General features: G+C 58.3%; 22 protein-coding genes and 1 tRNA gene. 7 read left to right on the top strand and 16 right to left on the bottom strand.

The window, feature by feature from the left end; all coding sequences use genetic code 11:
* Positions 1-218 precede the first annotated feature (218 nt).
* Positions 219-896, bottom strand: coding sequence for a GNAT family N-acetyltransferase (locus AC1EKG_RS06020; RefSeq protein ID WP_004806374.1), 678 nt, complete (start codon positions 894-896; stop codon positions 219-221).
* Positions 896-2,104 (bottom strand): molybdopterin molybdotransferase MoeA, encoded by a 1,209-nt coding sequence (locus AC1EKG_RS06015; protein WP_004806377.1) that lies wholly within the window; start codon positions 2,102-2,104, stop codon positions 896-898. The genes AC1EKG_RS06020 and AC1EKG_RS06015 overlap by 1 nt, the downstream gene beginning before the upstream one ends.
* 92 nt (positions 2,105-2,196) lie before the next feature.
* Here AC1EKG_RS06015 and AC1EKG_RS06010 point away from each other — a divergent pair, with 92 nt between their 5' ends.
* A complete protein-coding gene (locus AC1EKG_RS06010) occupies positions 2,197-2,820 on the top strand; it encodes a 5-formyltetrahydrofolate cyclo-ligase (RefSeq protein ID WP_004806379.1) in 624 nt (207 codons plus the stop codon).
* Positions 2,821-2,935: 115 nt separating this feature from the next.
* A complete protein-coding gene (gene mscL, locus AC1EKG_RS06005; RefSeq protein ID WP_004806382.1) occupies positions 2,936-3,385 on the top strand; it encodes a large conductance mechanosensitive channel protein MscL in 450 nt (149 codons plus the stop codon).
* A gap of 56 nt (positions 3,386-3,441) precedes the next feature.
* Here the strand turns inward: mscL and AC1EKG_RS06000 are convergent, their stop codons facing one another.
* From AC1EKG_RS06000 to AC1EKG_RS05980, 5 genes are all read right to left on the bottom strand, one after another.
* Complete coding sequence (locus tag AC1EKG_RS06000; protein ID WP_040315078.1) at positions 3,442-3,639, bottom strand: hypothetical protein; 198 nt, start codon at positions 3,637-3,639, stop codon at positions 3,442-3,444.
* Positions 3,626-7,642, bottom strand: coding sequence for a hypothetical protein (locus tag AC1EKG_RS05995; RefSeq protein ID WP_004806386.1), 4,017 nt, complete (start codon positions 7,640-7,642; stop codon positions 3,626-3,628). The genes AC1EKG_RS06000 and AC1EKG_RS05995 overlap by 14 nt, the downstream gene beginning before the upstream one ends.
* 111 nt (positions 7,643-7,753) lie before the next feature.
* Positions 7,754-9,007: a formate-dependent phosphoribosylglycinamide formyltransferase gene (gene purT / locus AC1EKG_RS05990; protein WP_004806388.1), complete on the bottom strand. Its 1,254-nt coding sequence runs from the start codon at positions 9,005-9,007 to the stop codon at positions 7,754-7,756.
* Between the two features lie 38 nt (positions 9,008-9,045).
* On the bottom strand, positions 9,046-10,476 hold the full coding sequence (locus AC1EKG_RS05985; RefSeq protein ID WP_004806391.1) for an FtsX-like permease family protein: 1,431 nt from the start codon (positions 10,474-10,476) through the stop codon (positions 9,046-9,048).
* On the bottom strand, positions 10,469-11,161 hold the full coding sequence (locus tag AC1EKG_RS05980) for an ABC transporter ATP-binding protein (protein ID WP_004806393.1): 693 nt from the start codon (positions 11,159-11,161) through the stop codon (positions 10,469-10,471). The genes AC1EKG_RS05985 and AC1EKG_RS05980 overlap by 8 nt, the downstream gene beginning before the upstream one ends.
* A gap of 134 nt (positions 11,162-11,295) precedes the next feature.
* Here AC1EKG_RS05980 and AC1EKG_RS05975 point away from each other — a divergent pair, with 134 nt between their 5' ends.
* The gene (locus AC1EKG_RS05975; RefSeq protein WP_004806394.1) at positions 11,296-12,009 is read left to right on the top strand and encodes a sensor histidine kinase; all 714 of its coding nucleotides are present in this window, start codon (positions 11,296-11,298) and stop codon (positions 12,007-12,009) included.
* Positions 12,006-12,668, top strand: a complete 663-nt coding sequence (locus tag AC1EKG_RS05970; protein ID WP_004806396.1) for a response regulator transcription factor — start codon at positions 12,006-12,008, stop codon at positions 12,666-12,668. The genes AC1EKG_RS05975 and AC1EKG_RS05970 overlap by 4 nt, the downstream gene beginning before the upstream one ends.
* Position 12,669: 1 nt before the next feature.
* Here the strand turns inward: AC1EKG_RS05970 and gtfA are convergent, their stop codons facing one another.
* Positions 12,670-14,145, bottom strand: coding sequence for a sucrose phosphorylase (gtfA, locus tag AC1EKG_RS05965; RefSeq protein ID WP_004806398.1), 1,476 nt, complete (start codon positions 14,143-14,145; stop codon positions 12,670-12,672).
* A 135-nt stretch (positions 14,146-14,280) separates the two neighbouring features.
* Here gtfA and AC1EKG_RS05960 point away from each other — a divergent pair, with 135 nt between their 5' ends.
* On the top strand, positions 14,281-15,624 hold the full coding sequence (locus AC1EKG_RS05960; RefSeq protein ID WP_004806401.1) for an MFS transporter: 1,344 nt from the start codon (positions 14,281-14,283) through the stop codon (positions 15,622-15,624).
* A gap of 91 nt (positions 15,625-15,715) precedes the next feature.
* Positions 15,716-16,927 carry a M20 metallopeptidase family protein gene (locus AC1EKG_RS05955; RefSeq protein WP_004806404.1) on the top strand — a complete coding sequence of 404 codons (1,212 nt, stop codon included), beginning with the start codon at positions 15,716-15,718 and terminating at the stop codon, positions 16,925-16,927.
* 11 nt (positions 16,928-16,938) lie between these two features.
* Here the strand turns inward: AC1EKG_RS05955 and AC1EKG_RS05950 are convergent.
* The 4 genes from AC1EKG_RS05950 to AC1EKG_RS05935 all read right to left on the bottom strand — a co-directional run bounded on the left by AC1EKG_RS05950 (position 16,939) and on the right by AC1EKG_RS05935 (position 19,827).
* A tRNA-Arg gene (locus AC1EKG_RS05950) sits at positions 16,939-17,011 on the bottom strand.
* A 78-nt stretch (positions 17,012-17,089) separates the two neighbouring features.
* Entirely contained in the window at positions 17,090-18,010 is a 921-nt protein-coding gene (locus tag AC1EKG_RS05945) for a universal stress protein (protein WP_004806406.1), read from the bottom strand.
* Between the two features lie 189 nt (positions 18,011-18,199).
* Positions 18,200-18,982 (bottom strand): C40 family peptidase, encoded by a 783-nt coding sequence (locus AC1EKG_RS05940; RefSeq protein WP_004806408.1) that lies wholly within the window; start codon positions 18,980-18,982, stop codon positions 18,200-18,202.
* 176 nt (positions 18,983-19,158) lie between these two features.
* Positions 19,159-19,827 carry a metal-dependent transcriptional regulator gene (locus AC1EKG_RS05935; protein ID WP_004806410.1) on the bottom strand — a complete coding sequence of 223 codons (669 nt, stop codon included), beginning with the start codon at positions 19,825-19,827 and terminating at the stop codon, positions 19,159-19,161.
* Between the two features lie 83 nt (positions 19,828-19,910).
* Between AC1EKG_RS05935 and AC1EKG_RS05930 the strand changes: the two genes are divergently transcribed.
* Positions 19,911-21,011 carry an aminotransferase class V-fold PLP-dependent enzyme gene (locus AC1EKG_RS05930; RefSeq protein ID WP_004806413.1) on the top strand — a complete coding sequence of 367 codons (1,101 nt, stop codon included), beginning with the start codon at positions 19,911-19,913 and terminating at the stop codon, positions 21,009-21,011.
* Here the strand turns inward: AC1EKG_RS05930 and AC1EKG_RS05925 are convergent.
* The 4 genes from AC1EKG_RS05925 to AC1EKG_RS05910 all read right to left on the bottom strand — a co-directional run bounded on the left by AC1EKG_RS05925 (position 21,008) and on the right by AC1EKG_RS05910 (position 25,170).
* Positions 21,008-22,300: an MFS transporter gene (locus AC1EKG_RS05925; RefSeq protein ID WP_231288186.1), complete on the bottom strand. Its 1,293-nt coding sequence runs from the start codon at positions 22,298-22,300 to the stop codon at positions 21,008-21,010. The two genes, AC1EKG_RS05930 and AC1EKG_RS05925, sit on opposite strands and share 4 nt — an antisense overlap.
* Positions 22,301-22,472: 172 nt before the next feature.
* On the bottom strand, positions 22,473-23,912 hold the full coding sequence (locus AC1EKG_RS05920) for an NCS2 family permease (RefSeq protein ID WP_004806417.1): 1,440 nt from the start codon (positions 23,910-23,912) through the stop codon (positions 22,473-22,475).
* A gap of 147 nt (positions 23,913-24,059) precedes the next feature.
* Positions 24,060-24,800 carry a DUF3027 domain-containing protein gene (locus AC1EKG_RS05915; RefSeq protein ID WP_004806418.1) on the bottom strand — a complete coding sequence of 247 codons (741 nt, stop codon included), beginning with the start codon at positions 24,798-24,800 and terminating at the stop codon, positions 24,060-24,062.
* A complete protein-coding gene (locus AC1EKG_RS05910) occupies positions 24,793-25,170 on the bottom strand; it encodes a cold-shock protein (RefSeq protein ID WP_004806420.1) in 378 nt (125 codons plus the stop codon). The genes AC1EKG_RS05915 and AC1EKG_RS05910 overlap by 8 nt, the downstream gene beginning before the upstream one ends.
* Positions 25,171-25,298 lie beyond the last annotated feature (128 nt).

Genomic DNA, 25,298 nt, shown 5'->3' with positions numbered 1-25,298 from the left:
CGCTTCGTTGCCCTGGCTGGTTGCCAAACGCCACAAGACGACCTTGGGGAAGACAACCCCAAGTACAACAAGCACGACTGCTGCGAAAGCCACTCCTCCAAACTCCACATCGTTAAATCTATGAAAGAAACAGCTGGATCGTGGACGACTCGCCCCGAAAGTTCCAAACCATGAGAACGATTCAATAACCGCCCTTATCAATAGTCACAACTTTCACATCAGTAACAACTGTTGTTCTGCTTGTGAGCCTCCAGCCTGGCCACAAACCCACCGTGGGCGTCCTCGACAGTAGCAGCGAAAGAGACGTGGTCCGCCCAACTGCCGTCGATACAGATGTATTTCCGCCGTACTCCCTCTTTACGCAGGCCAAGCTTGCGCGGAATCGCCAAGGAACGGGCGTTCTCGGGCCGAATATTGATCTCGGCTCGGTGCAGGTTCAAATCGGTAAAGCAGGCGTCCAGAGCCATAGCCACTGCCAGAGTCATCAAACCCATATTCGCCCAAGTCTGCGAAATCCAATACCCAATAGCGCAACTTTGCGTAGCCGCCCTCGAGATGTCGGAAATAGTAAGTTGCCCTATCGCTTGACCGTCACCTTCGATGACCAAAGGCATCATGCGGCCATCCAATATCTGCCTGTTACAGCTGGCCACATACTGTTCAAAGGTGGGTGGGTCTACCGGGTACCCCACCGGCGCGCTAGCTTCCCAAGGCCCCAACCACTCTCGCTCCCCATAGCGAAGTTCATTGACCCGAAGGTGATCAGCGCGCTTCATTTGCCTAAGCCGCAAATAGCCCAGATTCGCCGTGGTAATCGCGGCCAGCTCGGGCTTGTCATAGACCAAGTCAAGCGGTCTGCGCAGCGCCAACCGCGCCTGATCTATTAGCGAGAACACTAGTCGAGCACCATGCACACTAGTTCGTCCCCGGCGCGCACTTCCGTAACATCCTCCGGAACTACAGCGAGGGCGTTCGCCTCCGTGAGCTTGGAAAGTAGCCGATCCTTGGGGTCGCCACAGACGCTGGCCACATAGCCTTCAGCGGGAGCACCAGAGAGCGCCACGCGGACGAATTCTCGTTTCCCAGCCGGCGAGGCCCAGCCCCGGTCTACCCGGGCAGTAAGGGCCGTGCGGTAAAGCTCGGACCAGCCTGCCATGGACCGCAGTGCCGGCCGCACAAATACTTCGTAACAGATCTGAGCGGTTACGGGATCACCGGGCAAACAGAAAATCGGAGTATCTTCTACCGTGCCCACGCCCATATGTTTGCCGGGAGCAATGGCTACGGAATCGAAACGGACAGTCCCTAGGGGCGACAAGACCTCTTTTACCGTGTCCCCTGCCCCGTAGGAAAGACCGCCGGTAGTAATCAATAGGTCGGCGCGTACTAGCTGGTCCTCGATAGTTTGCCGCAGGATGCGGTGCTCATCTGGCACGGCATTGACGCGGAAAGTATCGGCACCGGCATCCGCCACCGCAGCCGCAAGGGCGTGCCCATTAGCATCGAAAACAGCACCGGGGCTAGCGATCCGACCGGGTTCTACCAGCTCGTCACCAATGGACATGACGACGACTCTAGGATGCGGATGCACCAGTACACGCAATCTGCCCACCCCAGCCAGCAACGCAATCTGCCTGGCGCCGATGCGCTGGCCTTCCTGCAACACGTTCTGGTAGGCCTCAACGTCGCTTGCTCGGGGACGAATATTCTGCCCCGGCAACGAAAGCTTCTTAATCTGCACATTCGATTCGTCCCGGTCGGTGTCCTCTAGGTCCACCACGGCATCCGCCCCTGCTGGCACCGGCGCCCCAGAAGCAATACGAACCGCTGTTTCGGCAATCACTGAAGTAGGATCAACATCGCCAGCGCGAACCTCATCAATTACGCGCAAATAGACTGGCTCGTCAGCGCTAGCCCCCGCAATGTCGACGCTGCGCACTGCGTATCCGTCAATCGTGGAAACATCGGTGACGGGCAGATCGAACGGGGAGGCTACGTCCTCGGCAAGAATGCACCCGACCGCATCCGGTAGCAGTACCTCTAGCGGTGGAAGCGGACCCACCTGAGCCAAACAAGCTTCTAAATGCTGGGCGACAGTTCGCATGCGCGCTCCCCTCAAAGTTGCAGTTTCCTTAAGGCTATCTGTTTTCCATGTGGCAACCTTGCTCGCACGCCGAAACCTGCAATGATGGGATCATGAATAAGGAGCAATCATTTGACGCGGTAGTCGAAGAAGACATCGAGGACAAAAAGGCAGCTCTAAGAGCCAAAGTGCGCGCCTGCCGCAAGAAGTTAACTTCTCAGGCCCGGAAAGAGGCGGCGAAAAATATCCTTGACGCAGCTGCTCCCGTGCTGGAACGCGAGGACGAAACTATTGCCTCCTATGTTCCGGTAAATGCTGAGCCCGACGTAATGGGCATCGCAAATGAGGCGTTCAGACAGGGCAAGGAAGTCCTTCTGCCACGCCTTGGACCCAAGCTTTCTCGCACCTGGGCGCTCTACCGCGGCCCGGGCGACCTGCAGGTACACGCACCCGGCCGTCCTCCTGCCCCGTCTGGCGAAATACTTTCCCCGGACGTCATCAGTAGAGCCGGGCTGCTTATACTGCCTGCCCTCAGCATCGACCGTTCCGGAAATAGGTTGGGCCAAGGTGGGGGTTGGTATGACCACATTTTGGAAAATGCTTCTGCCGATGCCTGCATTTGCGCAGTTGTCTACACTTCGGAATTTTTAGATGCCGAGAACGCTCTTCCTATTGCCCCTCATGACAAGAAGGTGAACGCGGTACTTACCCCTGCCGGATTCTTATACCTTAACTAACCCTTCATAACTTATTGGTTGCAAAAGGTAGACTGCATAGCACTCTAACTATTATTTCCTATACTCGTCCCTCTAAACTTGGAGGCAAATAACCCCGTTTACACAGGAGAAGAGAATGCTTCAGGGATTCAAAGAATTCGTAATGCGTGGCAATGCACTAGAACTTGCCGTTGGCGTCGTTATTGCCGGTGCCTTCTCGGCAATCGTCACCGCGATCGTCGACGGCATCATTAACCCGATAATTGCTGGCCTAATCGGCAAACCTAACTTTGACGAGGTCGCAGCGTTCCACCTGGGCAACGCCACTGTCAAACCCGGCTTGCTAATTACCGCCATTATTAACTTTATTTTGATAGCTGCAGCCGTATATTTCCTGATTGTGCTGCCCATGAACAAGCTCAATGAAAAGATCGCTGCTCGCCGTAAGGCTGGCGAAGAAGTCGAGGACGCAGCCGTTTCCGAGGACGTCGCTCTGCTAACCGAAATTCGTGACCTTCTTGCAGCCCAGCACGGTGACACCGCTTCTATTTCCAGCGCAGAAGGCCGCCACCGCGCAGATATCTGATTTGAGCTGAATGTAAAAATGGGGACCAATTTGGCCCCCATTTTTATTTGCCTGATTCAGCTTCCCCAGTGCGGCGGAACATTGTCGCGTAAGCGCGCGTCATTTTCTCCTTTGCCGTGGTCAGTCGAAGTCTTGGCTAGCTTTACGTAATCCGGCTGCACAGTGCCTTCGTCCCAACTTGGGGCCTGCCCCATCTGGAGGCGCTTCTTGTCCGCCTGCGAAACGAATACTGCCCGTCGTCTAGGCTTCTTCATCGGCCGATTCTTCTGCCGGGTCTGCCACGGCTCCATTGCGACGAGCTACGTTCGCCAGCACCGCATTTACCTGCGCCCCGCGGCGTACGATCTGTAGGGCTTCAATCAGTTCCGCAACCATCTGCGACTCGCTCCGTTCCACCCCGTCAGAAGCAATCCACCTCGCCATCTCGTCTAGCTGGTCATCTCCGTAGGCGGTGAGCGGCAACCCCGGCGCGATGGGAGGACGCGGTTCGGAGCGAACCGGAGCCGGTTCACTGACCTCGCCAGATTCGTCCACTTCCAGTTCGTCCGTCTGCTCCACCGAAGGTTGCGGAGCCGACTCCGGCAGCGGTTCACCCTGCGCTTCCTCGACAATATCGAGTACCAGGTTCAAGATAGCCTCGGCCTCTGCCTGGGGATTCATGAAGACCGCGGTGGAATACACCGTGTACACGCCCCACCCGAATTCGGCTAGGCGGGCAGGCAGGATCCGCTCCCGCCGCCGCAAAGAAGGCTCTGAAGCGTAGGCGACATTGTCGGTGAGTACCGCTACCAGCAGTTCATCCGGGAATGCCGGATGGCCAATTGCCAGCGGAATGCGCACCCCTTTATCTGTACCCACGTTGGGCAGCACGGTAAGACCCAGACGATACAAGCGTTCTGCCAGGTCAACTAGCAAACGATCCGGTTCAGATTCCTCTTCTGTAGAAGCCTGTGCCAGTTCGATCGGAGACAACGCCTTGCCGGATTCCTGGGCGCTAGCTAGCAGATCTACCAGCATGCGAGCGCCCTCGGAATTCAACCGAGATTCGTCAATATCTTCCGGGGCAAACGAGGCAACCACGTCCAAATCCCCGCGCACTGCTGAAAGGGCGTCAACCAACAAAGATGGGCCCGTAGAACCGCTGATTGCCCCGAAGTCGTGCAAGACGCGTCCGTGCGGAGTCTTAGCAAATCCGACCGCCAAAATGATGCGGTCTCGGCGTAGTCCCGCCGCGTGCGCAGCATCCAAGGTCACGAACGGTTCCACAGCCGTGGGCTTGAAGAACGAATCTATAGCCGGCGAATCCGCCACCGCGGAAATGATCGCCTCTCGGATACGTTGAGCATGCCGCGCGTTCAGCGTGACCACTGCCAAGGACTCATCGGGCCGCGACAGCGCGTGGTCAATTACCAAGTCGACCACGGCCTCGACCTCGTCAGCAGAAGATTCGATAGCCGAAAGTCCGGGGGCGGGCATTCCGCGCCCGTCTACCAAATGTAGTCCCAGCGCCGAGGACGTCCGAGGGACCGGAACCGAAAACACAGCGCGCCCGTACCCGTGCGACGCCAAGAAATCAGTAACCGCTTCGTTCGACTTCCCTACCGAGGGCGGCACAGTGATATGCGGCAGTATTTCGGCAAATTCGGTCACTGCTCCGCCGAGTTTACGCCGCACGTCCCCGGCCACGACCACCTGGGTGGCCCTGCATAGAGCCGGCAACAGCTCCGCGACTTCGAGGCGCTCCACGCCGTCAAGAACTACCACGTCAATGCGTGCCTTCTCGTCGAACAGGCTAGACATCTGCAGCGGCGGAACAATGCGGATCGGCATCACGTACGCCGACAGCGGGTAATCTGCCAGTATCTGCGGCAGTGGCAGGTCGCTATCGGCAGCCAAGGCCTCGTACAAGAGCCCCGCCTGGTCGCGATCATCTAGCAGCCGCCGGCGCACCTGCTGGGCAATCTTGAATCGTGCCTGTGGCACCAGCGAACGTTCCTGTTCCCGATCTAGGTTGCGTAGCTGCGTGCTGAGGCCGGCCAACGTTTTTCCGGTGTAGTGGGCCAGGCGGTCATCCTGGGACAGCATCACCGAAAGGGCGGAAGCCCACCATGCCAAGTCTAGCTCGGATGGGATCAGATAGTCAGGCACCTGCCGTGCCCGCAGGTCATCCACTAGATCTTCAAGCCCGAGCGCCTTGATCTTCTTTAGCACTTTGACACGTTCAGGGAGCCTGGCAGCGCCGTCTTTGTCCTGGGCAAGCGCGTCCATGAGCCGCACTAGGTCGTCTACCGGCATCTTGGCCAAATCGCCGTGCACGGTAGAGAAGAACGGCGAAATTGCCTTCAGATCAGTGCGCAGGGCCTGGTTGACGTTGATCATCTCGTCAAGGCCGCCCGGCAGTTTTGGCCACCCGGCCGCGTCTCCGTATTCGGCCCAGACACTCCGCAGATTCTGCACCCTAGTAAGGCGTTCGTGCAGGTTGTCTACCTTTACTCCGGGACGAACCATGTCCCGAGCCTGCCTCACCAGACGCCTGCGGGTCGATCCCTTCATGTTGAGGGCGCGTTCCTTACGCCATTCCTTGGGCGCGGTCGCGATCATCATGTCTGCCGCGGAGCGTTCGAACACCATCGGCAAGAACACGTCGAGGCTGTCGCGGACTCCGGCTAGCAGTTCCAGCTGCTGTTCCCAGTCTTCCAAGGTGTGGGCCTGGGTTAGCCCGGTCTCGCGTGCAACGCGCCCAATGTTGGCACGCACTTGCGGCAGCGATTGGATAGAGATGCGCTGGACGCATTCGACAGTTTCGGCAACGGCTTCGGGCGCGGAAATTACTGCCCCGTGCCACGCGTTAGACTTCTTGCCCGCCTTGAAGATGCCCAACTCGGCAGCTTCCTGCAACGCTGCACGCGCGCTGGCTGCGCCGTCCTCGGCAATCTTGTCCAAACGTTCTTCCGAAAAGCGCACCTTGGTGCGTGGCCCGGAAGTACCCGCAGTAAGGTCAGTCAAAACCTGCAAGGCATCGTATGGGGAGATTCCCCAAGTTTCCTTTGGCTTGTGCAGAGCCTGGGTGTAGCCCCCCAGCTTCTCGCGTACCTTCACCAACTCGGTGCGGATGTCCTCTACCATGTCCGCATCTTGGGTATTAGTCGGTTCGATAGTGATCGCGTGCCGCAGCGCGGCGATAGCTCCGCGATCCCAATCGGTGCTATCCGATAGATCTAGCACCAAGTCGTCTAGCCCCAGTTCGCGCAGGTAGGCCATCAAGGCTGTGGCGGCACGGCGTTCGCCCGGCACATACGCCACGCGTTTGCCGCTGACAGCTGCATCGACCATGATAGCCGCAATGGTCTCCGCCCTCTCGGATGCGGGCGGGGTGTCGAGTACCAGGGATCTGCCGGCAGCAACCGCGTCGAGGGCGTCATGCTGCAGCGGGTCGAGCAGGCCCACCCCTTTTTCGGTGTGCGGGTCCCGGTCGGTGCGAATCGGCTCGGCAAGCGGCTTCGCCAGCGCCGCACGCGCGGTATCATCGCCGGCAAGAGCGGCAACCACCGTAGATTCCACGGCTCGCTCGCGCAACCGCTGCAAATCGCCAATCACTATGTCCGCTGGCTTCACAAACACTCCGAGCGTGAGCGACTCGTACATGTCGAAGCCAACCAGGTTCAGCGACCCAGCTTCGCGCAGGAAACGCAACGCATTGAGCGGCGAAAAATCCCCCACCTTGTCGAATTGGGAGATGTCCAGCTTCAGCCCCTTATCGCGAAGGGCCTGCGCCAATTCACTATTCAGGCTGAGCCCGGGGCGAAGCGTCAGAAGGATGTCGTCGTCCTCGGCAAGCTGCATAGTGAGCGGGCGCAGCAAGGCCGTGACAGAGTGAGCAGACGAAGTGCCGTCAGTAGCATCCGTCCAAGAAGCGGTACCGATCCCCAAGTGCATGGGGATTGCCCCCTGGCCCGAGCTCAGTTCACTCTGAGCCGCAAGGAGGTCGTGAGCGCGCATGCGCACGTGCGCCAACGCGTTCGGTTCGCGCACCAAGTTGGTAAGACGTGTAGCCCTGCCGGCATAGAGCTGGGCAAGACCGGTCGGATGCGCCGCAAACAGCTCCAATTTGGGCAGCGACGGAGCGGAAGTAGCGGACTGCTGGAGTTCCTCTACCCACCCGTTCAAAGCCTCATCTACCAGCTGAGACCTGGTAGAGGGCGCGCCTTCGGTGGCCTTTTTTGGGCGCAGCTTAGAAAACTTCTCACTTTTGCTCACCGTTCCACCTTATCCAGACCAGACACCGGAACCGAGCGACGGGCGCGCGCGCCTTAAAATAAGCCACAAAAATTGCCCCACCTGGGGGCAATCCTTGCTTCTTGGGCCTAGCTAACGAACCTTCACGCTAGAGGCAGCAACACCAGCTGCCTCGCGGGCCTCCGCGGTAGAAGTTCCCACTGCGAGGGCGACCCCCATGCGGCGGTCGTTATAGGCTTCAGGCTTTCCAAACAGGCGCACGTCAACGCAGGCATTCGTACCGTTAGTGGTTGCCAAGGCCTCTTCGACGCCCTCGAAACGAGGCTGGTCGGAATCTACCTGCGATTTGATCGGCACAGAAGCGCCGGGGCGGCGGATCGACACGTCCAGCGGCATTCCCAAGATGGCGCGGGCATGCAAGTCGAATTCGCTGTGGTACTGGCTGATCAGGGTTACCATGCCCGTGTCGTGGGGGCGCGGAGAGAGCTCCGAGAACATGACTTCGTCCCCGGCCACGAACAGTTCCACCCCAAAAATGCCGAGGACGGGCCCCTGCCATTCGGGAGTTTCGGCTGCCAACGCATCAGTGACTGCCTTCGAGACCTCCCGCGCCCGCGCCAGCACCTTCGGCGGCATCTGGTGCGGCTGCCAGCTTTCGACGTAGTCTCCGCGGGACTGCGTGTGCCCGATGGGGGCACAGAAGCTAGTTTGTACCTGCCCGTGAGCGTCTAGGTGACGAACCGTGAGCAGGGTAATTTCGTAGTCGAAATTGATCTTGGATTCGCAAATGACCCAGTTGGTGTGTGCGCGAGCCTCGCTCTGCGCCTTCTTCCACGCGGTAGCGATCTGCTCCGGAGCGGTTACTAGGCTTTGGCCGTGGCCCGAAGAGGACATCGTGGGCTTCACAAAGCACGGGAAACCGATCTTGTTTGCCAATTCCTCCAATTGTTCTTCCGAGGACGCAAACCCGTAGTTCGAAGTGGGCACCCCCGCCTTCTCAGCCGCCAGGGTACGGATAAACCGGCGATCAAAAGTTGCCTGGACCGCGGGCGCACTAGGAACTACGCGTACTGGCGAAACCTTGGCCTGACCGCGTTGTTCTTCCATCCACTGTTCCAAGACGCCGGCAGCCAGCTTTTCAACTTCGGGGACGACCAGATCCGGGTTCACCTCGGAAAGTAGCTGCGAAAGCGCCTGGTTATCCGTCATATAAACTATGCGCGAGTCGTCCGCGACCTGCATAGCAGGGGCGTTGGCGTAGGAATCGACGGCTATAACCGTGCAGCCGAGACGTTTGAGCGAGATGGTCAGTTCTTTGCCTAATTCGCCGCTTCCCAGGAGCAGGATCTTGGCGGGCAAAGTAAGAGGAAAATGGTTCGCGTTCATATATAGAATCGTACATGCCTGATAGCGCAGGCCTCGCCCTAATCCACTTTTCTTGTGTTTTCGGCCAGGATTTTTCTGTGCACGGGGATGGTCATCGCGTTAGCGAAGGCGACCAACGCGATGCCGCCTATAACTACCACTGCCCCTGTAAGCACCGCTACTAGCCCGTCATACCTACTTAGCTCGTCATTGTTCAGGGCAAGAAGCATCATGGGAAACGCGTTGAGGACGCCAATGAGGTATCCAATTAGGCACACGCCGGCTACTGGCGCCAGAGCCTCGGTAGCTGACACTTTCAGTGCGAAGGAATCGGGGGCACCCATTCGGGCAAGGGCTCGCGTTTGGCAGGCGTGTTCATATTCTGCCGATAGTCCTGCGAGCAACGTGGAGGCGGCAGCCAGTAGAAAACCGAATAGCACGGTAAGGCCGGCCCCGACCTTTACGTCTGCCAAACCGGTGAGCACTATTTGTTCGTCTTTGTGTGATGCCACCCCCATCCCAAACCGGGGCGTAGTTGCGGCAGCGCCGGCAATTACAGACAGGAAAGCCACCCCTGCGACCCGCCTCCACGTATCACGCGGGGCTGCCATTATGCGTCTTGCCGACACGGATACGACGAGGTTAGAGGAGACGGCAAAGGCTCTTGCGACGAGCCGCAGCAAATAGGGCATTGCCATTACCATGGTCCACCCGGCCACCAACAACACCATAATGACCAGGAGCAGGTTGGCCTGCATCTGATTATTAGCAAAGGTGGACGGGATGATGATTGCTGCCGTTGCCGAAGCCACAAACAGTAGTGCTCGTCCTCCGCGCAGCTTGCGTGAGCGGGATTTTCTAACCACTCCTTGGGGAGAGATAATTACGCGCCGCAGTCCCAACGTCGCCGCTTCCCCACTGAGCAGAACTATAGCCAGTGCGCAAGCTAGGTACCCCAGAGGCGGAAGAAACATTTCCCTCCAGAGCAACGGGCTACCTTGAAATGAGAGTTTGTGTAACGGGGGCAGTGCCAGCATGCAGAGGGCGAAGCCACACACCGTTCCGATGCTCGCCTGCAGCATCGTCTCTAAACCTGCAATTTTCACTATTCCCCACTGGGACACTCCCAGCAGCCGCAAGGTCGCCATTCTGTGTTCGCGCGCGTTAGCGCCCAGTAAAGAGGCAGAACTAGCAAGCGTAGTCAGAGGGCCGATGAGTAGGGCTAACGCCAGCAATGCCAGAAGAAAGTAGAACCCTGCAGTCGACTTGCCCAACGTCCAGTCTGCCAGCGCACTCACCGGGTGAACGAATCTACGCCAGAACATGTAGGTGCCGGTGGCAACCAGGTAGGTAATGGCCGACACCACCGTAAATGCCCCTACAGAAGCTAGCACCAGCGGCCCCTCACCGCTGGCCGCCCCGAATCGGTGCCTAGCTATTTGCGCGGTAGTCGAGAGCAGGTTTTTCGCCTGCAAGGCACGCTCAGGCATCTTTTCCCCCGATCAGCTGTTCAGAATGAACCAGCCCGTCACGAATTTCCACCACCCGATTACACCAGGAAGCAACGTTCAGATCGTGGGTAACTATTACCAGAGCCGTATCGAAAATACGCGCTAGAGCCGTAAGTACTTGCATCACCTCGTGTGATGTCGGCTGATCAAGCGCACCGGTAGGCTCGTCGGCAAACATGATCGCCGGATTCGTCACAATGGCACGGGCAATAGCTACGCGTTGGGCCTGACCACCTGACATGTCTCCAGGCAGCACATTGGCTTTGTCTGCAATCCCAAGCCTGGCCATCGCATCGGTAGCCACCCGCAGCGCCTGGGCCCTCTTCATTCCACGCAACTGCAACGGTAACGCCACGTTGTCACGCGCCGGCAGTTCCGGTAACAGCGCCCCATCTTGGAACACGAACCCGAACGAGCCTAATCGCACCGCCGACCTAGCTGCATCGGACATGGTAGAGAGCTCTTCGCCCTCAAAGACAATGCTTCCTGTATCCGGGGTCAGGACGCCCGAAAGACAATGCAGCAGAGTGGACTTGCCAGAACCGGACGGGCCCATGACCGCGAGCGCCTCGCCCGCGCGAAGCTGCAAGGACACGTCGGCTAAGGCGCGCACTTTGCCAAAAGACTTGCTGATGTTTCGCGCTGCCAGGATTGTTTTCTTCATAGCTCCATTCCACTAATTGCTGCGGCGACTTGGAATATGCGCCGCCTGAATAGTGTGGTAGGGCCTGCCCTACTTTGTTCACCTTACCGGGCGGACTCGCGGGGCCGCCGGATGCCTATCGTTAGGATAGGCACGTGAGGTTATTTTCCAGATGGCAGGAGCGTCGTGAGGCGGCAGAAGAGGTGCGCCGCCTTGCCAAGTCGCGCCGGGCTATTGTCGACGCGTACGAGGTGGAGCGTCGCCGCATTGAACGCGATCTGCACGATGGGGCGCAGCAGTACTTGGTGGCCGCCGCACTCACCTTGGGGGAAGCCGAGTTGGATCCAAGCTTGCAAGAAAATCCGCAGCTGGCCGACTTGCTTGCGAAGACTCACGAGAATTTGGATACCGCACTGGCACAACTGCGAACTACCGTGCGTGGGATCCACCCGCAAGTGCTGGAAGATAAGGGGCTCGTAGCCGCTCTCGAGGACGTAGTGCGCCACAGCGCTATCCCGATCACAATCCGCTGCCCCGCCCCTGTTCCCCCACTTCCCGAGGGCGTATTGGCCTGCGCCTACTTTTTCACCACCGAGGCGATCACCAATGCCACCAAGTATGCGGCAGAAGCTCCGGTGAACGTGTTGATAACGGTAGGAGAGCAGTTACGTATTTCTGTGCAGGATGACGGTCCGGGCGGAGCCACGCTCCTTGAGGGGCACGGCTTGGCCGGCATTCAAGAACGGCTGGCAGCCTTCGGCGGCTCCCTAACCATCTCTTCCCCGTTGGGCGGTCCCACCCAGGTGATCGGCTCGATCCCACTACTGCTCTTTGCTGGCGAAAGCGCTATAAAACTGGAGAAACAATGAAATTGGTATTAGCTGACGACTCCGGCCTGCTGCGGGAATCTTTGGCGGGCATGCTGGAACGGCAAGGCTTCCAGATCGTGGGGCAAACGGATAATGCGCAGACTCTGCCGGTGCTGGTAGATGCCCTGTTTGCCGAGGACAATGCTCCCGACCTGGTGGTCACTGACGTGCGCATGCCCCCGAATATGGCAGAGGACGGCCTGGAAGCCGCGCAAAAGATCCGTGCCGCTCACCCGCGCCTCGCCATTTTGATCTGCAGCCAGTATGTCGCCCCCGCATATGCCAGGGCGGTACTGGACATGACCCAGCCGGGCACGGGTACCGGATACCTACTGAAAGACTCGGTGGGCCACGTTGCTGATTTCATTTCTACCCTGCGCGCTGTGGGCCGCGGTGCGGTAGTGATAGACCCGCAGGTGGCTGGGGCAATGGTGTCTTCGACTGGCATAGACCAGCTGACCGAGCGCGAGTTGGAGGTCCTGGCCCTAATGGCGCAGGGGAAATCCAATTCGCAGATCGCCGAATCACTCTTCGTGTCCGGGGCCGCGGTGGGCAAACATGTGGCGAATATTTTCGCCAAGATGGGGCTCACCCCCGATCAGGAAAATCGCAGGGTGCGCGCCATTTTAACCTATTTGCAGGACAAAGCTCCCCACTAGGTCAGTTGTAGGTAACTTCTGCCTTCTTCTCGGCAAAGTCGGCTACCAGTTCTGCCCAGTCATCCTTGTTTTCCCAAGTTAGTACCAGACGGGAATCCTGCTCATAGGAGCGCACCTGGCACTTCCCCTTGAAGGCGGGGTGGGACTTGCGCAGCTGCAGCAAACCCAGAATTCGGCGCACTACAGGGGAGCGCAATTCCTCGCGAACCTGGGCGGCACTATAGTACGGCCGGTTTATGTCGCGGCCAACGCCCGTTTGCGCCAGCAGTTCCAGATCGCAGGGGGCCGCAAGCAGCCCCGCGTAGTAGACCTGGCAGACGCCGGGAGTGAAGGCCTGCACCGCCCTCGCCAAAAAGTACGCGTCCTCGTCTGCCCCACAAGCATCGAAGAAAGTGCAGTTCACCTGGTAAATATCCAGATTGGAAGCGTTCCAGCCAGTGGCCTTCCTGGACGCCCCCTTGGAAGCCTCGTGGATGCCTTCGACAAGGCCGTCCACTGCCTCAGCCGAAAGCAGCCCGGCTTCCCCGCTCTGCTGATCAGGCCCCACGTCGACAATGCCAATTCCATCGTGAGTATCCAAGACCGTAATCGCGTTCGTGGGACGAACCTTCAGCCACTTAGTCAGCGGCCCCACCTGCCCCGTGTAGAGGGCGTGCAACACCAGCGGCGGCAGCGCAAAGTCATAGACACTATCTACCTTCTGTGCCACCTGAATCTGGTTCTTGTAATGCGAATGGATCTCGACTAAAACACTCATGCCTAGGGCACGTGCCTGCTCGGTGAGTTCGCCGATGAACTCGTAAGTCTGCGGAGTCATAAAACAGCTGCTTCCAGCGGTCTTCACCGAATACCCCACCGCGTCCAGGCGCACCTGGCTGACTCCGCCAGCAGCCATAGCGGAAAGGATCGAGGCAATGTAACGGCGCCCGCCCTCGGAACGCATATCCACGTCGATCTGCTGGGGCGTAAACGTAGTCCACACAAGCCGTGTCTGCTCCCCCCACTTGTAGTGGGTGAAAGGCAGCCCGGGGCGAGGACGATAAATCGCTGCCAAATCCTGTTCGCTAGCCCCTTCCGGGAACACCGAGGACAGAGTCAAGAACATGTCCGCATAAGGCGAACCCTGCCCCTTCTCTACAACGTCCTGGAACTGGGCGGACTTATAAGACATATGGTTGACGATCATGTCTGCCATGACCGAAAAATCCTGCGAAATCTTCTTTACGTCATCCCAGGAACCAAGCCGCGGATCGACACTGGTGTGATCGGAGGGATCAAAGCCCGCATCCGCCCCATCGAAAGGAGTAAAGAAAGGCAGAATATGTACCCCGTCGAATGCGTCGCGAAGCTCAGTCATCAAAGAGGCTAGTTCAGAAAGATCTTTCCCGAACCTATTGGCGTACGTAATTAACTGAGTCGAATCGGAATACTTCGGCTGGGACAGAGTAAAAGAATCATCTGGATGTGGTGGAATCAAAACGCCTCCAAAGCACTAGTGCTTACAGGTTAGGACAAGTTGCGCCCCGGCAAAAGTAAAACAGGGTTTGCCGGGTACTACCGGACATAAACCACTAGTGTTTAAACGCCATTGTCTTTTCGCGAAGGAGCAATAGTGAGCGCCCCGACACCTTCCAAACCGGAAGAGACTAAACCACACCTGTCAACCCTGCAGATCATGCTGATGAACTTCGGCTTCTTCGGCATCCAATATTCCTTCGGTATGCAGCAAACCGCTGTAAACCCGGTGTACCAGTTTCTGGGTGCCGACCCGGCAACCCTGCCGATCCTAAACATGGCCGGCCCGATCACCGGGCTGTTCATTCAGCCAATGATAGGCGCACTGTCAGACCGCACCTGGTCCCCGAAATGGGGTCGTCGGAAGCCATTCTTCCTGGTAGGCGCCATCGGCTGCTCAGTCTGCCTGTTCTTGTTCCCCTTCGTCTCGGCCGTGTGGATGGCAGTGCTCCTGCTCTGGCTACTAGATGCCTCTAACAACACCGCCATGGAGCCCTTCCGTGCTTTCATCGCCGACAAGCTCCCCGAAAACCAATTGGCCAAGGGCTTCCTCACCCAATCCTTCTTCACCGGACTAGGCATCACGCTGGCAAACCTATCCCTATGGGTCTTCCAGCAACTAATCACCTCCTCCACCGCAGCAGGGATCCCCTACTGGGTAGTCGGCTCCTTCATGCTCGGAGCCGTCTGCTCCATCGGATCCGTTCTAGTTACCGTTCTTTCCACCAAAGAAATTCCCCCTACCGAGGGCGAACTGGAACGCCTGCGCGCAGAAAAGAAAGGCTTCGGTGGGGCCTTGAAGGAGATTTGGGGGGCAATCAAAGACATGCCGGTGGGGTTGCGTAAGCTCGCCCTCGTCTACCTGTTCCAATGGTTCGCCATGAATGTCTACTGGCAATTCGTAGCGGCCACCGCTTCGGATGCCGTCTGGGGTACTCATGACCCGGCAAGCCAAGCCTTCGGAGAAGCAACCGCTTGGACCGGCGTCATCAACGGCACCTATAACATCGTCACCTTCTGCACCGCTTTCGGCCTCGTATCCCTAGCGCACAAGATTGGCCCCAAAGCCGTGCACTGTTCCTGCCTGCTAGTGGCCGCCGTGGGGCTGTTCGTATTCCCATCCATGACCACGAAGGGAATGCTGCTGGTACCCATTATTGGTCTAGGCATTGCCTGGGCATCCATCATGGGCGTGCCCTACATTATGGCGGTACGCATGATCCCCAAGGAGCGCTACGGCGTGTACATGGGCATCATCAACATGATGATCGTTATCCCTCAGCTACTACAGACGCTGACCTTCGGTGCGATCTACACCCACTTCCTAAACGCCACTCCCGCCAACGCAATGCGTTTCGCCGCAATATTCCTGGCCATCGCCGCAGTCGCAATGCTGTGGATCAACGAACGCAATGACGGAGCGGGCGATCTGACACACTAGCGGGACAGTCCATCCCGCTAGCCGGCACCCTTTGAGGAGCGGGCAAGGAGGCAGGCATAATTGGGCCTACAGCCAACTCTAAGGAGTCCCAATGTCCGCATTGATCGACACCGAAATCGATCGGATTACCCCACAGCTGATTGCACTTCGCCACGAACTACACCAGATGCCCGAAGTAGGACTGGATCTGCCAAATACGGCACGGCGCATCCGCAGCGAGATTGACTCCTTAGGCCTTGAGGTTGTAGCCGCCAAATCTTCTACCGGCTACATGGCAATCCTCCGAGGCGGCGCAGCCGGCGAAAACCGTCCCCTAGTGCTACTGCGCGCAGACATGGACGGCCTTCCCGTAAAGGAAGCCACAAAACTGCCGTGGGCCTCAAAGAACGGAAACATGCACGCCTGCGGGCACGACCTGCACATGGCCGGACTAGTAGGAGCCATGCGCGCCCTGCATCACGTAAGGGAGCACCTTGCTGGCGACGTCCTCTTCATGTTCCAACCCGGCGAAGAGGCCCACCACGGCGGAGACAAAATGATCGCCGAGGGGCTGCTAGAAGCAGCCGGGCGCACCCCAGATCACGCCTATGCCTGCCACGTGTGGGCGGCCCGCTACCCGGCAAAGACCATCTTCTCTAGGCCGACCGGAGCCATGGCGTCCTCGGATAACCTCTACGTAACCATAAAAGGTCGCGGCGGCCACGGCAGTGCGCCCCACGAAACTCACGACCCAATCATGGCGTGCGCCCAAATCCTCAGCGAAATACAGGTGACCGTAGCCCGCGAATTCGATGCTTTCGACCCGGTCGTTGTGACCTGCGGGCAGATCCATGCCGGATCCACCGAAAACATCATCCCGGGCGAAGCCAAAATGGACTTCACCATGCGCTCCGTGAACCCGCAAACCCGCATCCGCCTGCAGGCGCGGATCCAAGAACTAATCCACTCCCTAGCCCAAGCAAATAACGTGGAAGCGAAGTGCGTACTGGACCAGATCACCCCAGTGACCTTCAACGACGCCGCCGAATACCAGTTCGTAGCCAACACCCTGGCAGTGAAATTCAAAGAACGGTGGATGCCCCAGTCGCACGCAATGGCCGCCTCTGAAGACTTCGCCTACGTCCTCGAAAAGATCCCCGGCTGCTTCATTGGCGTGTCCGCGGTCCCCGAAGGAACAGACGAAAATAAGGCCCAGTTCAACCATTCAGCAAAAGCCAACTTTGCTGATTACGCGGTAGCGGACACCGCCAAGGTACTAGCCGAACTGGCCTGGTCCCGCCTAGGTACAGCCAAAGAGGCGTAGGCAAGAAAAAGTGCCCCCGAGACGATTCGAACGTCCGACACCCGCTTTAGGAGAGCGGTGCTCTATCCCCTGAGCTACGAGGGCAACGCCATAAGGTTACCAGCATGAAGGCCGACTAGCTAAATGCCTAGTCGGCCTTCACAAAAAATGTAAGCGAAAACTCTACCTATCCCACTTCGGTGCCACCGCGTCGCCCTCGTCTCGGCTACGGGTGGGTACCACCATGACCGGGCACTGCGAGTGCCCCAACACCGCCTGGGAGGTAGACCCAAGCAACAACCCCGCAAAGCCGCCCTTGCCGCGACTACCGACCACTACCAGGTCAACCGCAGTAGAGAACTCCGTGAGCAATGCCGCCGCGTTTCCATCTAGCGCATGGCGACGAATAGTTACCCCGTCCCTGTCCTGGACATTCTGCACCAGTTCAGTTAGGCGCTGGCGCGTGTCCTCGATGACTGCATCGCGATCCACAGACGCTGGGAACCAGCCCATGGTCGAGGACGAAGTAGCAAGCGGCACAGCAGAAACTACTGTGAGCTCTGCGCCCCACGCCTTTGCTTCCTTCACGGCGTACCGCAGCGACGGGCTTGCCGCAGAAGAACCATCCACACCGACGACGATGCGCTTAGCGGGAGTGAAAGCGGGGCCGGAATGGTGACGAGGCACTACCACTACCGGACAAGATGCGTGCGCGGGCAGAGCCGAAGAGACGGTCCCCAACAGCCTGTCGGCGAAGCCCCCGCCTCCCCTGGTACCCACAACTACCATCTGGTAGTCCTCGGAAAGGTCGATCAGTACGCCAGCCGGATCACCCGGCTCAAGAACAGTATTAACAGTAAGCCCATCCCGCTTAGCCGCCTGCGCGGCCTCATCAACAACTGCCTGCGCGGAGGCCTTGATCGTCTCGTCATCTAGAGCGGCATAGCCACCGTCCAAAGAAGCGGCGGTAAAGGAAGGGAGCGCATAGGCGCAAACAATCGTGAGCTCACTGCCGGTACGACTGGCTCGGTCAGCCGCCCACTCGACAGCTTGCAGGCTCTCCTTCGAACCATCTACACCAACCAGGATTGCTTTACCAGACATAGGAACCTCCCAAAAGGTATTACCTACTCCCTATTGTGCACTATTAGCACGCCTAGTGGGACAAATTTACGTACGCCACTTCTCACATAAACCCCTCTAGCAGGCAAAATATCGATAAACTACCGCCCTCGCAGACATAAAAAACGCGCCCCCGAGCAAAAAGGGGCGCGTTCTATCTAAAAGTTTTTGTTAACGAGCCATCCGGTAGTAGTGGAAGGAAGTGTATACATCACCGATGACAACGCCAGTTGCGGGTGTAGCGGCGTGGATCATCTTGCCATTGCCTAGATAGATGCCGACGTGGCCGGGGGTCCACATTAGATCGCCGGGCTGAGCCTCGGCTGCGGAGACCTCGTAGGAGCCCATAGCAGCTGCCTGACCTTCAGACTGGTGCGGCAGAGAAATACCGAACTGGCCGTACACAACCATGGTGAAGCCGGAGCAATCGAAAGCATCCGGGCCAGCAGCACCAAAAACGTAGGGCATGCCCAGGTAGCGCATCGCAATGTCAACGATCGCGTTGCCGGTAGCGTCAGAGTGGCCGAGCTGCTGAGTGGAGGACGCCTCAGTGGTATCCCCATCCTGCTGGGTGCTGGAAGCAACCGCTGCACGGTTCTGGCCCTGCGTCTTGGAAGTCTTAGCCTCGGAGTAAGCAGCCTTGGTCTTGGTGCTGGAATCGTCCCAAGACTTGATGGTGGCCTTGACCGAGCCGTTCTTGGCAACGCTGCTCTTTAGAGTCTTCGCTACGCTCGCAACGTTGACCCCTTTAGCTGGCGCCTGGTGGCCGACGGTGCCTGCTAGGGCCGGCACTACCACGACGCCGGAGAGGGCGATAGAAGTACCTACGACGGCGCCTGCGCGACGACGAGTAGCAGGTGCGGCAAGAGAATTGCCGAGTTCGGTCAGAGGTGTCGAGGGGCGGCAAGCTGCGCGATGCCGACCAGCGGACTTCTTAGCCAAGATGACTCCCATTAGCTCCTCACCAACTACTGGCACTCGCACCGTTTGCTCATTGATTTCCGCTTCTGCGAGGCAAGTTTGAGGACTCGCAAAAACGCGATCTGAAGATCTGTCGAGAAAAAGCATAACCGGAAGATAACGGTTTGTCACGTTTTTATTACAGAAACGCGGGACAGATCACGCGAATATTAATTTATGGCTACGAACAGGTGGGCCAGCAAGGAGGCATCGAAACGCACATCCCCCCTGGTGGAGGCAGATTTCAGGCGGGCGACGTCGCCCTCGACCAAAATTGTTACAGTTGTGCCCACCTGTATGGAAAATTGTTGCAATTGCCCTAAAACGCCTGGCTCTGCCTGTAGCGGCTCCCCGAAACGAGTGATCTGCACCTCTTTGTTGCCGTCCAGTTCAAGCTCTGAGGCAGCTACCTCGTGCCGTTCAGCCACAGGCTTGTGACCGGGGATCGGGTTCCCGTACGGATCCACCGCGGGATCCCCCATCACATCCGCCAGCCGCTCCTCTACTTTCTTGGACAGGACATGCTCCCACCTACAGGCCTCTTCATGTGCCTCGGCCCATGGCAGTTTTAGGGGGCCAACAAGCAGGCATTCAACAAGGCGGTGTTTTCTTATTACCTCTATCGCCCGCGAACGCCCCTCCTTTGAAAGCTGAATAATACGATCTTCACCGACAAAAACTAGCTTGTCGCGTTCCATCCGCGCCACAGTTTGCGATACGGTAGGCCCAGATTGGCCCAATCTTTCAACGATTCTGGCACGCAGAGGAGGGATGCCATCTTCTTCCATCTCGAAGATAGTCTTCAGATACATCTCCGTGGTATCGATCAGATTGCCCACGTGCTCCTCCTTATCGCGCAAGTTGCCGTTAATTCTATCCAGACTACCTAGTTCTAGCCGGGCGAGATCGCTAGGGTTAGTTTATGGAGGAACTGCAACTACCAAAATCCCTACTGCCCAGCGACGGCCGGTTCGGCTGTGGCCCAACAAAGATTCCGCCCTCGCATCTACAGCAGGTGGCGGCCTCGCCCCTGATGGGTACCTCCCATAGGCAGCAACCGGTGCGAGCGCTGGTGGGTTCCATCCAAGAGAGGTTCCGCGACTACTTCGGCCTACCCAAGGAATACGCGGTAGTGCTAGGCAACGGAGGCGCCTCCACTTTTTGGGCTGTAGCCACCACTTCCCTGGTGCGGCGCCGCAGTGCTCACGCGGTGTTTGGAGCGTTCGGACAAAAATTTGCTGCGCATACCGCTGCCGCTCCGCATTTGCGCGATCCGGTTATATACAAGGCGGCCCCCGGGTCTTTAGCAATGGTGCGTCCCAACGCCGAGGTCGACGCCTACGCCTGGGTGCATCACGAAACTTCCACGGGGGTTGTCAGTCCGTTGCAGGTCCCCACTGCAGGAGGCTTGCGGCTTGTGGACGCCACCTCCATCGCGGGAGCGCTTCCTCTTAGTACGCTCCCCGACGCGTACTACTTTTCGCCGCAGAAGGTGTTTGCCTCCGACGGGGGCCTCTGGTTTGCCTTCCTCTCTCCGGCGGCAGTCGAAAGAGCCCACGAGTTGGCAAGCGATCAGCGCCGGTGGATGCCCGACGTGTTGAACCTGGCGCTGGCAGTAGAAAAGTCTGCCGCCCAACAGACCGTGAACACCCCCGCACTGGCCACGCTGATCCTGCTCTCGGAAGAACTGGACGCGCTGATAGATGCCGGTGGGCCACAGAAAGTGGCAGCTGCGTGCGCCCGCAAGGCACAACTGATCTACGAATGGGCAGAGTCTTCCGACTTCGCCACTCCCTTCGTCAAGGTACCTGCACTGCGTTCCCCGGTAGTTGCCACAATAGATATAGAAGGACTGGACGCAAAGGCCATTAGTAGCGTCTGTCGCCGCGCGGGCATTGTCGACATCGACTCCTACCGCGCCTTGGGGCGCAACCAGCTGCGCATAGGCACCTACCCCGCAGTCAGCGAAGCGGACGTGTGCGCGCTCCTTGAATGTCTAGATTGGATTGGCGCGCACCTCTAGTCGTCCTCGGCGCGTTCGCGTGGCCCGTAGCTGGTGAGGAACGGGCGATACCGTTGCACCTGCACCTCTACCTGCCACTTGCGCCACGCCCAAACGCCCATGACGAGGGCGATAATCACCGCTGCGATAGAACCTATGCCAATCGACCAGCGCGGCCCCCAGGCTTCAGCAACCCACCCGACGATCGGCGCCCCTATGGGGGTGGCTCCCATGTTGACGGTCTGGTAAATAGAGATGACCCGCCCTCGCATGGAGGGATGGGTATACATCTGAATTGCCGCGTTCGCCGTAGTGAGCATGGTTAGCGTGGCAAGCCCGGTAGGGATCAGCAGCAACGCAAAGGTCCAGTACCCGGGTGCTAGCGCTGCCGCTCCCGAGGCCACCCCAAAGGCGAGGGCGGCGAGGACTACGATCCGCACCCTGGGGTACCTGCGGCGCGCCGCAAGCAAAGCTCCCGCCAAGGTACCCACCGCCATGGCAGAAGTGAGCAGCCCGTACGCCTCCGGACCGCGATGGAACTGGACGCGGGCCATGACCGCGGTAGTCATCTGGAAATTGAGGCCGAAGGCGGACACGACGCCGGCAATGCACATGATCACTATGATGTCGCTACGCCGCTTGATGTAGCGGAAGCCCTGCATAAACATGCCCTTGCGCTCGGGCTTTTTGGCTGGCGCCGATTCGTAAGTCTCTTTGATCAGGAACATGACGAACACCGGGCCGGCAAAAGTAAGTGCGTTCAGCAGAAACACCCAGCCCGGCCCGACCGCGGCCACCGCGACACCGGCAACGGCTGGCCCCACTAGCCTGGCCATATTAAATGAGGTCGAATTGAGCCCCACTGCATTGGGCAACATTTTTGGGGGCACTAGAGAAGAAATATAGACCAGCCGCACGGGCGTATCAGCTGCTGCCACGCAGCCAGTAAGGAACGCAAACACGTACAGGTGCCACAGCGCTGCAGTGTTGGTAAGTAGCAGCACTGCCATCACAATCGCCAGGATCCCCATTGCGGACTGCGTAAAAATTAACAGCTTGCGCTTATCCATTCGATCCGCCAGCACTCCCGCTGCGGCGCCGAACAGCAGCATGGGCAAGAACTGCAGGGCGGTGGTTACCCCCACCGCAAAACCAGAGTTATCTGTCAGCTCAGTAAGAACCACCCAATCTTGGGCCACCCGCTGCATCCAGGTACCAACATTGGCAAACACAGACGCTATGAACCAGAGCCGATAGCTTCTAAACTTCAGTGACGCAAAGGTTCTTCCCATACATTCATCTTCGCTCACTTCATACAAATTTGCAGGCCGCACGGGGAATGAAAATTATTCGAGGGATCCGCGTCCGCCTTCTGCCTCAACCTGGCCCCTACATATCTGCCGCTACCTGTCCCCCCTATATAAGGAGAAAAAGAACTGCCCAAGCCAGCTAGTGGCTTGGGCAGCTCCAAGAGTTATTTACTCAGGCAAACAGCGCCTTGATGGGGCCGAGCACAAAGTAGAACACGAACAAGATTGCGACTAGCGCCATCAGCGGGTGAATTTCGCGCGCCTTGCCGCGGGCCAGCTTGATGATGGTCCAGACGATAACGCCCGCACCGATGCCCACCGTGATCGAGTAGGCGAAGGGCATCATGGCCACAGTCAGGAACGCCGGGATTGCAATCTCGGGATCCTTCCAATCGATGTCCAGCACCTGCTGCATCATCAAGAAACCAACGAAGACCAGCGCGGTCGAAGCAGCTTCAGACGGTACGACCTCGACCAGCGGGGAGAAGAATACCGACAGCAAGAAGAAAGCACCAGTAAACACGGTAGCCAGCCCAGTACGTGCGCCCTCGCCAACGCCTGCGGAAGATTCCACGTACGAAGTGTTCGAGGACGTGCCCGCCAGGCCACCGACGGCGGCAGCAATGGAGTCAACCAGCAAGATTCGGTCCGAGTGCGGCGGGATGCCGTTCTCGTCAAGCAGGTCGCCCTCGGCACCGATCGCAACCATGGTGCCCATGGTGTCAAAGAAGTCGGCGAGCAGTAGCGAGAAGATGATCAGCACTGCGGCTATTGGGCCCAGCTTGGAGAATGCGCCAAAGAAATCGATCTGGCCCAGGGTGGCAAAATCGGGAAGGCGGATGGGCGAACCAGTCAGGTTCGGAGCATTAAGCCCCCACCCGGTTGGGTGAGCTACCTTGCCAGTTTCGTCATGCATGGCCGGAACGTGCGCAATTGCCTGCACAATTACCGACAAAGTGGTGGCACCGACGATACCGATCAGGATCGCACCGCGAACTTTCTTCACGTACAAGATGACGATCAGGAGCAAGCCAACCACGAAGATGAATGCAGGCCAGCCCGCAAGGGAGCCGTCAATACCCAGCTGTACCGGAGTCCCGCCAGGGCGGATGACGCCAGCATTGAGCAGGCCAACGAAAGCAATAAACAGGCCGATGCCCACAGAAATAGCAGTCTTCAATTCGGCGGGAACTGCCCTAAATACGGCCTCGCGCAACCCGGTAAGAACCAGCAGAGTGATCGCTGCGCCCTCCCAGAAAATCAATCCCATTGCTTCGGCGTAGCTGAGTCCCATAGCACCGCACAAGGTGAATGCCACCATCGCGTTTAGGCCCATGCCCGCAGCAAGCGCCAATGGGTAGTTTGCGACAACGCCCATAAGAATGGACATGAGGCCAGCCACCAAAGCTGTGCCTGCCGCAATAGAAGTAGGAGGAATCGACGAATCGACTCCCCCTAAAAGATTGGCGTTGACTACAAGAATGTAGGCCATCGCGAAGAAGGTAACTAGACCTCCGCGGAATTCGCGCCCAACTGTAGAGCCACGCTCACTAATGTGAAAGAACTTATCAAGCCCGCTGCGGTTCGCAGCTGCAGTAGTGTTTGATGCCACGTCTCTTCCAATTCAATGGGGAACAGTCCGCACCAATATTTTCAGAGTTTTTCCCGCAGCGGAAAACTGCTTGCTCACACTTTTCGTAGATAAGGGCCAAAAACGGCATAAATAAGCCATTTTTGCATAAATGTTCTTCGCGCCACGTTACGAGGCAGTTACCTCCAGATCGGCGTCGCTGAGCGCCGCCTGATTCTTTGGCACGGTAGTGGGCGCTACGTCCTCGTCAGTTTCTGAGTGGGCCCCACACACGTGATCCAGGCTTACTACCCTGCCGTCAGAGGGCGACCATTCATTGGCACACACCCCAAACATGGTGCGCATCGACCCGTGCAACTTCATCAGAAAACCGCAGGTGGAACACTGTTCCCCCTTCTTCTTGCGCGCGCGTTCCGGACCGTGCTCGCGGGACCGGTACCAGCGCTTAGCTGCCTGATCACGCCCCTCAGGGGAGAGCACCCGCTTGCGCCCCAGTCCGACCTCGTCAATCTGGAGGGCGTCCCGGTTTTCCTGATCTACCTGCGTGTACCCAGGTTCTAGGCGCTCGTCCTGTTCCTGGTAGGGCAACGTGTCGCCGGGACGCATGTCGCCTGGCTTCAGCCGCTCTTTCCACGGCACCCACTTGGGAGCCAGCAGCGCGTCCGGGCCAGGAATCAGCGCGACCTCGCAAATAGTAGCCTTGCGGCCCCGGGGCACGCGGGCAAGGGTAGTGACCCAGCGCCACCCGCGATAGCCGGCCTTCAGGCAATCAAAGGAATGGGTGCCCAGCCGCACGTCATCTAGAACAAAATCTAGATGTTCACCGACTTCATCTGGCTTTGCAATTGCCAGTAAAGCCTCCCGGGCGAGCTCTACCGCCCCGGCTAGCACCTTGTCAGTTTCAGGCATCAAAATCATCCGCAACTGCGCGCAGTACCGACGCGATCTTTTTCCCATTTGCGGGGTAGCGTCCCTTGCGCAACGACGTAGAAGAATAATCCAACAGTTTGATCAGGTCCTCGACAACGGGCACCATGACCGAGGGCTTACGCCGGGCCTGCTTCGCTAGGGAAGGCATTGGGGCCTCGACTGTTAGCCCAAATGCTTGCGGCCCTTTTCGCCCATCTGCAACAGAGTATTCCACCCTGGTACCCGCCTTCAGATGCGTGGTACCGGCGGGAAGAGCCGAGGCGTGCAAGAACACTTCTGCCCCGTCGTCGCCCGCGATAAAACCGAATCCGCGGTCGGCGTCAAACCACTTCACTTTGCCAGCTGGCACTTTTACTCCTTCAGTACTCTTATGCGTTATCTAATGATAGCCGAGGGCGGGGCTAGGAAGTATATTCGCCTGATCACTTCCATAACCTTTTCGCAAGCTGCGAATAATTGCGCGGCTTGGCCAGCGAA

It is taken from the genome of Winkia sp. C0117E2 (assembly GCF_056590455.1).
The sequence above is the reverse complement of the archived record's forward strand: the minus strand, read 5'-3'. Positions and strand labels throughout refer to the sequence as shown.

Excerpts from the sequence above, each read along its gene's own strand:
- AC1EKG_RS06015 (WP_004806377.1), bottom strand. The coding sequence starts at position 2,104 with ATGCGAACTGTCGCCCAGCATTTAGAAGCTTGTTTGGCTCAGGTGGGT.
- AC1EKG_RS06010 (WP_004806379.1), top strand. The coding sequence starts at position 2,197 with ATGAATAAGGAGCAATCATTTGACGCGGTAGTCGAAGAAGACATCGAG.
- mscL (WP_004806382.1), top strand. The coding sequence starts at position 2,936 with ATGCTTCAGGGATTCAAAGAATTCGTAATGCGTGGCAATGCACTAGAA.
- AC1EKG_RS06000 (WP_040315078.1), bottom strand. The coding sequence starts at position 3,639 with ATGAAGAAGCCTAGACGACGGGCAGTATTCGTTTCGCAGGCGGACAAG.
- purT (WP_004806388.1), bottom strand. The coding sequence starts at position 9,007 with ATGAACGCGAACCATTTTCCTCTTACTTTGCCCGCCAAGATCCTGCTC.
- AC1EKG_RS05985 (WP_004806391.1), bottom strand. The coding sequence starts at position 10,476 with ATGCCTGAGCGTGCCTTGCAGGCGAAAAACCTGCTCTCGACTACCGCG.
- AC1EKG_RS05980 (WP_004806393.1), bottom strand. The coding sequence starts at position 11,161 with ATGAAGAAAACAATCCTGGCAGCGCGAAACATCAGCAAGTCTTTTGGC.
- AC1EKG_RS05970 (WP_004806396.1), top strand. The coding sequence starts at position 12,006 with ATGAAATTGGTATTAGCTGACGACTCCGGCCTGCTGCGGGAATCTTTG.
- AC1EKG_RS05955 (WP_004806404.1), top strand. The coding sequence starts at position 15,716 with ATGTCCGCATTGATCGACACCGAAATCGATCGGATTACCCCACAGCTG.
- AC1EKG_RS05945 (WP_004806406.1), bottom strand. The coding sequence starts at position 18,010 with ATGTCTGGTAAAGCAATCCTGGTTGGTGTAGATGGTTCGAAGGAGAGC.
- AC1EKG_RS05940 (WP_004806408.1), bottom strand. The coding sequence starts at position 18,982 with ATGGGAGTCATCTTGGCTAAGAAGTCCGCTGGTCGGCATCGCGCAGCT.
- AC1EKG_RS05930 (WP_004806413.1), top strand. The coding sequence starts at position 19,911 with ATGGAGGAACTGCAACTACCAAAATCCCTACTGCCCAGCGACGGCCGG.
- AC1EKG_RS05915 (WP_004806418.1), bottom strand. The coding sequence starts at position 24,800 with ATGCCTGAAACTGACAAGGTGCTAGCCGGGGCGGTAGAGCTCGCCCGG.